10 protein-coding genes are annotated in these 13,449 nt (G+C 75.1%); 8 read left to right on the plus strand and 2 right to left on the minus strand.

All coding sequences use genetic code 11. The features are described 5' to 3' along the window. The first annotated feature begins 4 nt into the window (after positions 1-4). The 7 genes from ALMP_RS27270 (at position 5) to ALMP_RS27300 (ending at position 9,825) form a co-directional block, all read left to right on the plus strand. Entirely contained in the window at positions 5-4,438 is a 4,434-nt protein-coding gene (locus ALMP_RS27270; RefSeq protein WP_264933005.1) for a beta-ketoacyl synthase N-terminal-like domain-containing protein, read from the plus strand. Beyond that, complete coding sequence (locus tag ALMP_RS27275) at positions 4,435-4,752, plus strand: acyl carrier protein (protein ID WP_264933007.1); 318 nt, start codon at positions 4,435-4,437, stop codon at positions 4,750-4,752. The genes ALMP_RS27270 and ALMP_RS27275 overlap by 4 nt, the downstream gene beginning before the upstream one ends. 3 nt (positions 4,753-4,755) lie before the next feature. Next, positions 4,756-5,568, plus strand: coding sequence for an alpha/beta fold hydrolase (locus ALMP_RS27280; RefSeq protein WP_264933009.1), 813 nt, complete (start codon positions 4,756-4,758; stop codon positions 5,566-5,568). Continuing rightward, a complete protein-coding gene (locus ALMP_RS27285) occupies positions 5,565-6,722 on the plus strand; it encodes a glycosyltransferase (protein WP_264933011.1) in 1,158 nt (385 codons plus the stop codon). The genes ALMP_RS27280 and ALMP_RS27285 overlap by 4 nt, the downstream gene beginning before the upstream one ends. Next, positions 6,719-7,792 (plus strand): class I SAM-dependent methyltransferase, encoded by a 1,074-nt coding sequence (locus ALMP_RS27290; protein ID WP_264933013.1) that lies wholly within the window; start codon positions 6,719-6,721, stop codon positions 7,790-7,792. Before ALMP_RS27285 ends, ALMP_RS27290 begins: the two co-directional genes overlap by 4 nt. A gap of 241 nt (positions 7,793-8,033) precedes the next feature. After that, entirely contained in the window at positions 8,034-8,981 is a 948-nt protein-coding gene (locus ALMP_RS27295; RefSeq protein WP_264933015.1) for an alpha/beta hydrolase, read from the plus strand. A gap of 97 nt (positions 8,982-9,078) precedes the next feature. Beyond that, positions 9,079-9,825, plus strand: a complete 747-nt coding sequence (locus ALMP_RS27300) for an MBL fold metallo-hydrolase (protein ID WP_264933017.1) — start codon at positions 9,079-9,081, stop codon at positions 9,823-9,825. 104 nt (positions 9,826-9,929) lie between these two features. Here the strand turns inward: ALMP_RS27300 and ALMP_RS27305 are convergent, their stop codons facing one another. Beyond that, the gene (locus tag ALMP_RS27305; RefSeq protein ID WP_264933019.1) at positions 9,930-10,934 is read right to left on the minus strand and encodes a LacI family DNA-binding transcriptional regulator; all 1,005 of its coding nucleotides are present in this window, start codon (positions 10,932-10,934) and stop codon (positions 9,930-9,932) included. A 110-nt stretch (positions 10,935-11,044) separates the two neighbouring features. Here ALMP_RS27305 and ALMP_RS27310 point away from each other — a divergent pair, with 110 nt between their 5' ends. Further along, positions 11,045-12,205, plus strand: coding sequence for a Gfo/Idh/MocA family protein (locus ALMP_RS27310; RefSeq protein ID WP_264933021.1), 1,161 nt, complete (start codon positions 11,045-11,047; stop codon positions 12,203-12,205). 112 nt (positions 12,206-12,317) lie between these two features. On the opposite strand, the gene ALMP_RS27315 is transcribed toward ALMP_RS27310, so the two are convergent. Next, positions 12,318-13,349, minus strand: a complete 1,032-nt coding sequence (locus ALMP_RS27315) for a LacI family DNA-binding transcriptional regulator (RefSeq protein WP_264933023.1) — start codon at positions 13,347-13,349, stop codon at positions 12,318-12,320. Positions 13,350-13,449: the final 100 nt, after the last annotated feature.

Genomic DNA, 13,449 nt, shown 5'->3' on the forward strand with positions numbered 1-13,449 from the left:
AGCGGTGACACACCGTCAAGTACCCGTCGCCGTCGTGGGGATGGCGGTGCTGCTGCCCGGCGCCGCCGACCTGGAGGCGTACTGGCGCAATCTGCGGGACGGCGTCGACGCGATCGGTGAGGTGCCGGACGGACGCTGGGACGCCGACTACTACCGTCCCGGCGGCGCCGCCGGACCGGCCGTCGCCGACCGGGTGTACTGCCGGCGGGGCGGGTTCGTGGACGCGCTCGCCGAGGTGGAGGTCACCCGGTTCGGGATCATGCCGAACTCGGTGGCCGGGACCGAGCCCGACCAGCTGATCGCGCTGCACGTGGCCGCCGCCGCCCTCGCCGACGCGGGCGGCACCGAACGCCTCCCCGAGCGGGGGCGCGTCGGTGTGGTCCTCGGCCGGGGCGGCTATCTCACCCCCGGCCTGGTCCGGCTCGACCAGCGGGTGCGCACGGCGGGCCAGCTCGTGCGCACCCTGGGCGAATTGCTGCCCGACCTGACTCCAGGTCAACTGGCGCGGGTGCGGGAGGCGTTCACCGAGCGGCTCGGCGCGGACAGCCCCGAGTCGGCGATCGGCCTGGTGCCCAACCTCGCCGCCTCGCGGGTCGCCAACCGGCTCGACCTGCGCGGCCCGGCGTACACGGTGGACGCCGCCTGCGCCTCGTCGCTGGTCGCCGTCGACCAGGCGGTGGGCGAACTGAGCGCCGGGCGCTGCGACATGATGCTCGCCGGGGGCGTCCACCACTGCCACGACATCACCCTGTGGAGCGTGTTCTCCCAGTTGCGCGCCCTCTCCCCCACCGAACGCATCCGCCCCTTCCACCGGGACGCCGACGGCATCCTCATCGGGGAGGGCACCGGGGTGGTCGTCCTGAAGCGGCTGGCCGACGCCGAGCGCGACGGCGACCGGATCTACGCCGTGATCCGGGGCACCGGCGTGGCGAGCGACGGCCGGGCGGCGGGCCTGGTCAACCCCGATCCGGGCGGCCAGGCACAGGCCGTGCGGCAGGCGTGGCGGGCCGCCGGTCTGGATCCGGCCGCGCCCGGCTCGCTCGGCCTGCTGGAGGCCCACGGCACCGCGACACCGGCCGGTGACGGCGCCGAACTGACCACGCTGGCCGAGGTGTTCGGACCCGGCGAGGGCGAGGCGGTGATCGGCTCGGTGAAGTCGATGATCGGGCACACCATGCCCGCCGCCGGGATCGCCGGTCTGGTCAAGGCCGCGCTCGCCGTCCACCACGCGACGCTGCTGCCGACCCTGCACTGCGACGACCCGCACCCGGCGCTGGCCCGCACCCGATTCCGCACGCTGGAGAAGGCGGAGCCCTGGGAGACCACCGCCACGCAGCCGGTGCGGCGGGCGGCGGTGAACGCGTTCGGGTTCGGCGGGATCAACGCGCATGTCGTCCTGGAGCAGGCGCCGGGCGCCGCCCCCGCGACGGCGGTCACGCGGGTGACGGAACCGGAGCGTGTCCTGCTGCTCGCCGCCGACTCCCCCGACCGCCTCGCGGACCTCCTCGACGCCGACGACAGCGCCGTCCACGCCGCCGGGCTCGACCCGGCCCGGCCGCACCCGCAGGCCGGACCGGCCAGGCTCGGCGTCGTCGACCCGACCGGGAAACGGCTCGCCCTGGCCCGCCGCGCGGTGGCCAAGCGACGCGCCTGGCACGGCCGCAGCGACGTCTGGTTCCGGCCCGGCCCCCTGCTCGGGCCCTGGCACGGCAAACTGGTCTTCCTCTTCCCCGGTCTGGAGGGCGACTTCGACCCCCGGGTCGACGACGTCGCCGCCCACTTCGGACTGCCCGCCCCGGCCCTGCCCCGGGGGGACACCGCCGCCGACGTCGGCCGGCACGGCTTCGGTGTCGTCGCGGTCGGCCGCCTCCTCGACGCCGCGCTGCGCCGCTGCGGGATCGTGCCGGACGCGGTAGCCGGGCACAGCGTGGGCGAGTGGACGGCGATGGCGGCGGGCGGACTGTACGCCGGGGACGAGGTCGACGCCTTCATGGCGGGCTTCGACCCGGACTCGGTGACCGTGCCGGGCCTGGCTTTCGGGGCGATCGGCGCCCCCGCCGACCGGGTGCTGGCCGCCCTGCGCGAGGAGGGCCGGGCCGGGTCGGGGCTGGTGCTCTCCCACGACAACGCGCCGGGCCAGTCGATGGTGTGCGGCCCCGAGACGGCGGTCGAGGACTTCGTCCGGGCGTTCCGCTCCCGGGGCGTGCTCGGCCAGGTACTGCCGTTCCGGTCGGGCTTCCACACGCCGATGCTGGAGCCCCACCTCGGCCCGATCAAGGAGGCCGCCGCCCGCTTCCGGCTGCGTCCCCCGCACACCCCCGTCTGGTCGGGGACGACCGCCGCGCCCTTCCCCGAGCACCCCGCCGACATACGGGAGTTGTTCGTCCGGCATCTGCTGGAGCCGGTGCGTTTCCGGCAGTTGGCCGAGGCGCTGTACGCGGCGGGCCACCGGGTGTACGTCCAGGCCGGTCCAGGTCAGCTGGGTTCGCTCGTCGACGACACCCTGGGCGGCCGTGACCATCTGGTCGTCGCCGCCAACTCCCCCCACCGCACGGGGCTCGCCCAGCTCCGCCGGGCGGCCACCGCGCTGTGGGCGGCGGGGGCCTCGGTGGCTCCGGCGCTCACCGCGAGCGGGCCGGGCGAGGCGCGGCGCCCGCCGGTGCGGCTGGACCTGGGCGGTGCGCTCGTCTCGCTGCCGCCCGAGAGGCTGGCCGCGCTCCGCGCCGAGCTGCGTCCGCGCCCCGCCGGCGCCGCCTCGTCCCCGCTGGACACGCTCGGCGAACGCTCCCCGATGGCCGCCGAGTTGAGCGCGCTGCTGCGCGAGACGGCCGACACGGCCGCCGCGCTCCTGACCGCGCGGCCCCACGCGCCGTCGCCGGTCACCCCCCGCACCACCACGGTCCGCGTCTCGCCGGAGACCATGCCGTACCTGCTGGACCACTGCTTCTTCCCGCAGCGGCCCGGCTGGCCGGACGTGGCCGACCGGTGGCCGGTGGTTCCGGCGACGACGATCGTGCAGCACATCATGGACGCGGCCCGCGAGGCCGCCGCGGGTACGGTGCCCGTCGCCGTGCACGGGGCGCGGTTCGAGGAGTGGCTGACCGCCACCCCCGCCGTGGACGTGCCGGTGACCGTGGCCCCCGACGGCCCGGACCGGGTCGCCGTCTCCTTCGGGCCCCGGGCCCGCGCCACCGTCGAGACGGCCGCCGCGTACCCGTCGGCCGCCCCCGCGCCCTGGCCCGTCGACCCCGCCGCCGAACGCGCCCCGGACCACACCGCCGCCCAGCTCTACGCCGAGCGCTGGATGTTCCACGGACCGGCGTTCCAGGGCGTCACCGAGCTGACCGCGATCGGCGACCGGCACGTCCGGGGCGTGATCACCACCCCGCCCGCGCCGGGTGCGCTGCTGGACAACGTCGGCCAGATCCTCGGCTACTGGATCATGGCGACCCGCACCGAGCGGACGGTCGTCTTCCCGGTCGGGATGCGGGAGATGCGCTTCTACGGCCCGCACCCGGCCCCCGGCACCGAGGTGGTGTGCCGGGTGCGGATCACCTCGCTCACCGACAGCGCCCTGGAGGCCGACGTCCAGCTGACCGTCGACGGCACGGTGTGGGCGGAGCTGTACGGCTGGCAGGACCGCCGCTTCGACAACGACCCCAAGACGCGGCCGGTCGAGCGTTTCCCGGAGCGCAACACGCTGTCCGAGGCGCGTCCCGGCGGCTGGCAGCTGCTGCACGAGCGCTGGCCGGACCTGGCCTCCCGCGAGCTGATCATGCGCAACTCGCTGGGCGGCGCGGAGCGCGCGCGGTACGCCGGGCACGCCCCGCGCGGCCGCCGGCAGTGGCTGCTCGGCCGGATCGCGGTCAAGGACGCCGTACGGCGGTGGCTGTGGGAGCACGGCGAGGGGCCGGTGTACCCGGCGGAGCTGCGGGTGGACAACGACGAGGCGGGCCGCCCGTACGTCACCGGTGTGCACGGGCGCGTCCTGCCGCCGCTGGACGTGTCGCTGGCGCACCGCGCGGAGGCGGGCGTGGCGATCGTCCGGCCGCACACGCCCGGGCCGGGCCCCGGCATCGACATCGAGGAGGTCACCGACCGTACCGCGGAGGCCGTGACGGCCGCCCTGGGCGCCGACGAACTGCGGTTGCTGCGCGCGTTGTCGTCGGACGGCTCACGGGCACTGTGGTTCACCCGCTTCTGGGCGGCGAAGGAGGCGGTCGCCAAGGCGGAGGGCACCGGGTTCGGCGGCCGGCCCCGGGACTTCGCCGTGCTCGACGCGACGCCCGACGGTGAGCGACTGACCGTCGCGGGCCGCCTGGAACGCGCCTACGCCGTGCACTGCGCACCGGCCGCCAACCCGCCCGGTCTGCCGGAGCGCGACTACGTCGTGGCCTGGACGACGGGACCCATCCGAGCGAAGGAGTTCCACCGATGATCCCCAGCACACCGGTCACCGCCGACGAGGAGAGCGTCCTCGCCGATCTCACGGGCATGCTCGCGCGGCTCCTGGAGGACGAGTACGGCCTCGACGACGTCGAGATCGGCATGCACACCACCTTCAACCGTGATCTGGAGCTGGAGAGCATCGACCTGGTCACCCTGGCGGGGCTGCTCCAGGAGCGGTACGGCGACCGGGTCAACTTCGCCGAGTTCCTGGCCGGCATGGAGTTCGACGAGATCATCGAGCTGACCGTCGGCCGGCTCGTCGAGTACGTGGTGACCAGTCTGAAGGCCACGGAGGCGAGCTGAGCCATGGCGAAGGTCGACACCGGCGCCGTCCGGTTGCACGTGCAGAGGATCGGGCCCCGGGCCGGCCGGCCGGTCACCGGCACCGTGGTGCTGGTGCACGGCCTGCTCACCGACAGCCTGGCCAGCTACTACTTCACCGTGGCGCCCGCGTTCGCGGCGGCCGGCCTCGACGTCGTCATGTACGACCTGCGCGGTCACGGCCGCAGCGACCGCCCCGCCCGCGGTTACACCCTGGACGACAACATCGACGACCTGGAGGCGCTCCTCGACCGGCTCTCGGTGACCGGCCCGGCGCACCTGGTGGGCAACTCCTACGGCGGGACGATCGCGTTCGGCCTCGCGGCCCGCCGGCCGGAGCGGGCGGCGAGCGTCACCCTGATCGAGTCGGAACCGGCCACCGCCGCCTGGGCGGCGAAGCTCGGCGGGATCCTCGGCCGGGTGGTGACCGAGCTCGCGTACAACGAGCCCGACGCGCTCGCCTGGATCACCGCCCACCGCGGCCAGAACACCGCCCGGCTCGCCAAGGGCGCGGCCCGGCTGGCCCGCGAGACCTCCCTCGGCCGGGACATCCCCGCCAGCCGGGTGCTGACGGAGGACGAGATCCGGTCGGTGCGCTGCCCGGTGCTCGGCGTGTACGGCGGCGACTCCGATCTCGCCGCTCTCGTGCCGTGGCTGGAGTCGCTGCTGCCGGACTGCCGGACGGTGGTGGTCCCGGGACACGAGCACTCCGTGCTGGTGGAGGCGGCCGGAACGGTGGGCGGGCACGTCCTGACGCTCGTCGGGGAGGCCCGGCGGGCGGGGGTCGAGGCCCGGTGAGCCGGTTCCTGTTCGTCGTGCCGCCGCTGACCGGGCACATCAATCCGGCCGTGGGGGTCGCCGCCGAGCTGACCGGGCGGGGGCACCGGGTGGCGTGGGCGTGCGCCGATCCGGGACTGGTCGCACGGCTCGCGGGGGCCGGGGCCGAGGTCTTCGCGTGCGCCGGGGCGCCCGAGGGGAGCCGGCCGCCCGAGCTGCGGGGCCCGGAGGCGCTGAGGTTCCTGTGGGAGTGGTACCTGCTGCCGCTGGCCGAGGCGATGGCGCCGGGGGTGCGGGCGGCCGTGGAGGCGTTCCGGCCGGACGTCGTCGTCGCCGACCAGCAGGCCTTCGCGGGCGCGCTGGTCGCGGAGCGGCTGGGCGTGCCGTGGGCGACCTCGGCGACCACGTCGGCCGAGTTCACCGATCCGCTGGCCGGGCTGCCCAAGGTCCGGCAGTGGCTCGACGAGCGGCTGGCCGCGCTGCGGGCCGCCGTGGGGGATCCGGCGGGCGGCGCCGACCCGCGTTTCTCGCCGCATCTGGTGATCGCCTTCAGCACACCGGAGTTGGCGGGCGCTCACCCGGGCGTGCGCTGGGTCGGGCCCTCGATCACGGCCCGTCCGACGGCGGCCGGTTTCCCGTGGGAGTGGCTCGACGCCGGCCGGGCCACCGTGCTGGTCACGCTCGGCACCGCCAACACCGACGTCGGCGGCCGCTTCCTCGACGAGTGCCGCACCGCGCTGCGCGAGCGGGCGGACCGGGTGCAGGGGGTGGTCGTGGACCCGGGCGGCACCCTGGCGGACCGGGGCGACGACAAGGACGTCCTGGTCGTGCCGTCGGTGCCGCAACTGGCCCTGCTGGAGCGGACGCGGGCCGTGATCTGTCACGCCGGGCACAACACGGTGTGCGAAGCCCTGTGGCACGGCGTGCCGCTCGTGGTGGCGCCCATCCGCGACGACCAGCCCGTCGTGGCCGGGCAGGTCGCGGACGCCGGGGCCGGGGTGCGGGTGCGGTTCGGCCGGGTCACCGTGCGGAAGCTGGGCACGGCCCTGGACGCCGTGCTCGACGACCCCGCCCACCGCGCGGCCGCCGCCCGGATCCGTACGGCGTTCCGCGCGGCCGGCGGCGCCCCGGCCGCCGCGTCCCATCTCGACGAACTGGCCAGGGAGTTGTCATGAGCGACGAGAACAAGGCCGAGCGCGCGGAGCGGATCGCCGCGCTGCGGCCCGGCTACCGGGCCGATCTCGCGGCCGGCCTGGACCGCTTCTTCGAGCCCCGGCGCACCACCTGCCCCTGGTGCGGCTCGGACCGGCTGACCACTCGGCTGCGCACCACCGACCTGCTCCAGCACAAGCCGGGCCGCTTCGTCCTGGACCGCTGCGCGGCCTGCCGGCACACCTTCCAGAACCCTCGGCTGAGCCCCGAGGGCCTGGAGTTCTACTACCGCGACTTCTACGACGGGCTCGGTGAGAAGAAGCTCGGTGACACCTTCGGCGGGCGCACGACGATGTACCGGGGGCGGGCGCGGGCGATGCTGCCGCACGACCCCGAGCCGAAGACCTGGCTGGACGTCGGCACCGGGCACGGCCACTTCTGCGCGGCGGCCCGGGAGGTGCTGCCCGGGACGACCTTCGACGGGCTCGACTTCACCGACGGCGTCGAACTCGCCGAGCGGGAGGGCCGGGTGGAACGCGGCTACCGGGGCGACTTCCCCGAGCTGGCGCCCGAGCTGTCCGCCCGCTACGACGTGGTGAGCATGTTCCACTACCTGGAGCACAGCACCGACCCCGACCGCGAGCTGCGCGCCGCCCGGGAGACGGTGCGGCCCGGCGGGCATCTGATGATCGAGGTCCCGGACCCCGACAGCCGCTACGCCCGGCTGCTGGGCCGCTGGTGGCTGCCGTGGCTCCAGCCGCAGCATCTGCACTTCGTGCCGGTCGCCAATCTGCGGGAGCGGCTGACGGAGCTGGGCTTCACGGTGGTGGCGCAGCAGCACGCCGAACCGCACGACCCGGTGGATCTGCTGGCCGCCGTATGGCTGGCCCTGGACCACGCGGCGCCGCGCGAGGACGCGCCGTGGCTGCCCGAGCCGCCGAACGCGCCGCGCCGCGCGGCGCGCACGGCGCTGCTGCTGGCCGGGATCCCCGCGCTGATCGCGGGCACGCTCCTGGACCGGTTCGCGGTCCGGCCCCTGGCGCACCGACTGGGGGTGTCCAACGCCTACCGACTCGTCGCGCGGCGGGATTGACGACAGGGGGCGGGGCGGGGCGGGGGGCTGCGGTGTGACGCGAGGGACCGCGGGAGGCCTCGGTGGGGCGGGAGGGGCGCACGGAAGCCGCGAGGGCGACACGGGAGACCGCGAGGGCCGCGGCGGGCGGTCCGGAGTGACTCGGGGGGTGTGCGGCGGGCGGTCGCGTGCTAGCTTCTGCCTCATTCGATCGCCAGGATTCCTGTCGATCGACCGGCAGGGCACGACGAACGGATGCCGCATGTCCCTCCTCGCCAGACCGGCGGTGGCCACCCGCGCCGCCAAGACGATGCAGGCCCTCACCCGGCTGGCGGGCCGCCGCGCCGACGGCCCGGGCTCCACGGCCGCGTGGCAGGCCCGCTTCCCGGAACTCCCCCGCGACGTACGCCGGTTGACGGTGCCGACCTCCGTCGCCCCCGCCCCGGTCACGGTGTACGCGCCCCCGGGCGGGCCGGACGGCCCGCCGGTCCACGTCAACTTCCACGGCGGCGGCTACGTCATGTCGATGCCGGAGATGGACGACGCCCTGTGCCGGTTCCTCGCCGCCGAGGCCGGCGTGGTCGTCGTCAACGTGAAGTACGTGGTCGCACCGCAGCACCCGTTCCCCGCCCCGCCCACCCAGGCCTACGAGGTCGTCCGCTGGGTCGCCGAGCACGGCGCCGAGCAGGGCTGGGACGGGAACCGGCTCACCGTCGGCGGGCAGAGCGCGGGCGGCGGGCTCGCGGCGGCCGTGGCCCGGCAGGCGCTGGAGCGGGGCGGGCCGTCGATCGCCCTCCAGGTCCTGCACTATCCGCCGCTGGACCTCGCGACCCCCGCCAAGGACAAGCGGGCCGCCGTCGCCAAACCCATGCTGCGGCCCTGGATGGCGGACGTCTTCGACACCTCGTACGTCCCCGATCCGCGCGAGCGGGCCGACCGGCTGGTGTCGCCCGCGCACGCCTCGGACACGGACGATCTCCGCGGCATCGCCCCCGCGCTGGTGATCACGGCGGAGCACGACCTGCTGCGCGCCGAGGCACGCGCGTACGCCGCACGCCTGGAGGGGGTGGGGGCGCTGGCGGGGCGGCACGACGTGCTCGGGGCGGACCATGGTTACGACACCAAGGACGACGAGAGGGCCCGTGAGGTGTACGGGCTGATCGCCTCCCATGTGCGGCGGGCCACGAGCACCTCGGCGTCCGAGAAGTGACCGGTCGTCGGTGGCCGCCCACGGCCTCGGACGTCAGCGGCGCGCAGCGCCCGGAAATTCGTGCGCCTCGCCCGGGCGGCCGCTCTACCCTGCCGTCATGCGACTGACCGTTCTCGGCGGCTGCGGGGCGTGGCCCACCGCTACCCAGGCCTGCTCCGGCTACCTCGTCGAACACGAGGGATTCCGCCTGCTCGTGGACCCCGGTTACGCCACCTTCCCCCGCCTGCTGCGCTACGGCGGCGCCGACACCGTCGACGCCGTGCTGGTCAGCCACGGGCACCCCGACCACTGCGCGGACCTCAACCCGCTGCTGCGCGCACGGGCGTTGAGCGACGCCCCGCCCCCGCCCCTGCCGCTGTACGCACCGCCGGGCGCGCTCGACGCCGTCCTCGCGCTCGACCGGCCGGGCATGCTCGCCGGTGCCCACCACCTGCGCGAGTTCACGCCCGGCGAGGGCTTCGAGATCGGTCCCTTCACGGTCGGTACGCGGCTGCTGCCGCACTTCGTGCCCAATGCGGGCCTGCGCATCGCCACGCCGGACGCCGTGCTGGTGTACACCGGCGACACCGGCCCCAGTGAGGAGATCCCACGCCTCGCGGAAGGCGCCGACATCTTCCTGTCCGAGGCGACGTACGCCCATCAGGTCCCGGAGGCCGACGCCCCCTACCTGCTGACGGCCCGCCTGGCCGGACGGTACGCCGCCCAGGCCGGCGTCGGCCGGCTGCTGCTGACCCACCTGTGGCCCGACACGGCCCCCGCGACCGCCCTCGCCGCGGCCGCCGACTCCTACGCCGGTCCTGTCGCGGTCGCCACCCAGGACCTCGTCGCCACGACGTCCCGGTAGACCTGCCCCACCCCCCCGATGCGCCGGATGCCGGGGCCGCACGCGCGGAGGCGCGGGTGGGCTTCGGAGGCGGCGGTGCGGGGCGGCGTGCGGCGGTGCTGGCGTCACGTCGCCGGCGGTGGCCCCGTCGTCCCGCGCACTTCCAGGGTCGGCGCCGCCAGGTGCACCCGGCCCGCCGCCCCGGGCCGCTCCAGGCGGTCGAGGAGGCAGCGGGCCGCCCGGCGGCCGACCTCGTGGCCGGCGTGGTCGACCGTGGTCAGCCACAGGTGACGCAGCCGCGAGATGCTCGTGTTGTCGTAGCCGACGACGGACAGGTCGCGCGGCACGGCGAGACCGAGTTCCCCGGCCGCCGAGAGGGCGCCCACGCAGGCGATGTCGTTGACGGCGAAGATCGCGGTGGGACGGTCGGGGCGGGCCAGCAGCCGGACGGTGGCGCGGTAGCCGCCCTCCTCGGTCATGTCGCACGGCTCGACCAGTGCCCCGTCCGCCAGGCCGTGCGCCCGTGCCGTCGTCTCGAAGCTGCGACGGCGCAGTTCGGCGACGGCGCCGTAGCCCGCGAGGTGCGCGATCCGCCGGTGGCCGAGGCCGACGAGGTGCTCGGTGACGAGGCGGGCGCCGCGCTCGTCGTCGTTGGCGACCACGTCCACGCCCGCCGGGACCGGCTCGCGGGCGGCTGCCACGACCACCGGCATCCGGGCGGCGACCGCGTCGAGGGCGGTGAGGTCGGGCAGCGTCCCGACGACGACCAGGCCGTCGGCCTGGAGGTCCAGGAAGGGCCCGGCGAGGTCGTGGCCGACGCGGCGGTTGAGGCGGGCGTCGGCGAGCAGCATGTGCAGACCGCTCGCGTGCAGCAGGGAGTTGAGACCGTCGAGGAGATCGACGTACCAGGGATTGCGCAGGTCGTTGAGGAGGACGCCGATGGTGCGGGTGCGCTGCTCGCTGAGGCTGCGGGCGGCGGCGTTGGGCCGGTAGCCCAGCTCGCGCACGGCCCTGAGCACGGCCTCCCGTTTCTCGGCGCGCACCTGGTCGGAGCCGCGCAGGACGAGGGAGACCAGCGACTTGGACACACCGGCCCGGTCGGCGACGTCACGGATGGTCGGCGGTCTCATGGTCTGGACCGTTCCATGCGCGCGGCGGGGTTGTCAAAGGGTTGACACCGGCGCAGTGGGCCCTCAGGGTGGCCTGGACAGAGAATGGACCGGTCCAAAGAGGGGCTGTCATGGTGGATGCGCTGGGTGTCGCCGTCGTCGGGTTCGGCTGGATGGGCCGGGTGCACACCCAGGCGTACACGCGCGTGCTCCACCATTTCCCGCAGCTGACCGTCCGGCCCGGACTAGTGCTGGTCGCCGAGGACGTGCCCGGCCGGGCCGAGGAGGCCGCCGCGCGCTACGGGTTCGCCGCGGCGACCCGTGACTGGCGCGAGGTCGCCGCCGATCCGCGCGTCCGGGCGGTCAGCGTCACCGCGCCGAACTTCCTGCACCGCGAGATCGGCGTCGCGATGGCCGAGGCGGGCAAGCATCTGTGGATCGAGAAGCCGGTGGGCCTGACCGCCGACGACGCCCGTGCCGTCGCGGACGCGGTCGCCGACGCGGGCGTCCAGGCGGCCGTCGGCTTCAACTACCGCAACGCGCCCGCCGTCGAGGCCGCCCGCGAGCTGATCGCCTCCGGTGAGCTGGGCACCGTGACACATGTCCGCGTCCGTCTCCTCAGCGACTACGCCGCCCACCCCGACGGCGCCCTGACCTGGCGCTACGAACGTGAGCGCGGCGGCAGCGGGGTCCTCGGGGACCTCGCCTCGCACGGCGCCGACCTGGCCCGTTTCCTGCTCGGCGACATCACCTCGCTGACCGCCGACACCGCGATCTTCGTCCCCGAACGCGCCCGGCCGTCCGGCACGACCGCCGGCCACACCCTGGCCACCGGCGGCGAGCCGGGGCCGGTCGAGAACGAGGACTACGTCAACTGCCTGCTGCGCTTCGCCTCCGGCGCCCGCGGCGTGCTGGAGGCATGCCGCGTCTCGGTCGGGGAGCAGAACAACTACGGCTTCGAGGTGCACGGCACCCGGGGGGCGGTGTTCTGGGACTTCCGCCGGATGAACGAGCTGGGCGTCAGCCGCGGCACCTCCTACCAGGACCAGCCCGTGAGCACGGTGTACGTCGGCCCGGGCGCGGGCGAGTTCGCCGCCTTCCAGCCGGGCGCGGCGAACGCCATGGGCTACGACGACCTGAAGGTCATCGAGGCCTACCGCTTCCTGCGCTCCGTCGCCGAGGGCACGCCGTACGGCACGACACTCGCGGACGCCGTGCACAGCGCGGCCGTCCTGGACGCGATGTCCCGCTCCGCGCGAAGCGGGACATGGGTGGACGTGGAGCCCTCCTGAGCCTCGGGGCGCTCGGGACACTCCAGGCGCACAGGCCCCCAAGGCCTTCCAGGCACTCCAGGCTCCGGGCGCCCCACTCGCCGCCGGCGCCAGTGGCTGCCGCGACGGCCGGTCAGCCGAGCGGCGCGGGCGGCATGTTGTACGGCGTCACCACCTGGATCGCCGACGGCAGCACGGGTCCCGCGGGCGGCAGCGCGCCGTGCGCCCGCATCACGACATGGCAGGCCTCGCGCATGTCCTGGCGCAGGTCGTGGTGGAGGACGGCGGACAACCGGTGCTCGCCCAGCAGACGGGTGTTGTCGTGGTCGAGGTCGTGGGCGACGAACACGGCGCACTCGCGGCCGAGGTCGGCGAAGGCCCGCAGGGTGGCGATGTTGCCGCCGCCGATGGAGTAGACCGCGCAGATCTCCGGGTCGCGTTCCAGGGCGGCGCGCACCAGGTCGTACTGGGTGGCGTCCAGGCCCTGGCCCTCGGCGATCTCGACGAGGGCGCGCTCGGGGTGGCGGGCGCGCATGGCACCGCGGAAGCCCATCTCGCGCTCCTCCTCGTTGCGGAAGAAGCCGCTGCTGAGGCTGGTGAGCACATTGCCGGGCCGCGCGCCCAGCCACTGGCCCATGAGGTAGGCGGCGGTGGCTCCGGCGGCCCGGTTGTCGATGCCGACGTAGGCGAGGCGGGCGGTGGACGGCAGGTCGGTCACCAGCGTCACCACCGGTATGCCCGCCTCCGTGAGCCGGGCGACCGCCGCCGACACCTCGGGGACGTCCGGGGCCTTGAGGATGACGCCCTGCGAGCCGCGCCGGGCGATCCGGTCGAGGGTCCGGGCCAGCTCCCGCACCGGCCCGGTCTCACGGAAGTGGAACCGCGAGCGCAGAACGGCCGGGCGCAGGGCCGGCAGCTCGGCCTCCAGAGCGGCGCGCACGGCGGTGCTGAATCGTTCCGGCGCCTGCATCACGATGTCGACCATGAAGGTACGGCCCACCAGCCGGACCTGGGTGCGCTGCCGGTCGAGGTCGGTGATGGCCTGCCGGACCTCCCGAGCGGTGCTCTCCCGCACCCCGCCCCGCCCGTTGAGGACCCGGTCCACGGTGGCCTCGCTCAGGCCCGCCTGACGTGCGATCTCCCGGATCGGGAACGGGTGGCCCATACGGAGGCTCCTTGAGGGGTTTTTGATGGCTGCCTGCTGGTTGTTCGACGGGTTTGTCATGACAAGAATGGCAGCGCTGTGCCCCCTCTGTCACCGAGAG

The organism is Streptomyces sp. A012304 (assembly GCF_026008495.1).
Classification (GTDB): Bacteria; Actinomycetota; Actinomycetes; order Streptomycetales; family Streptomycetaceae; genus Streptomyces.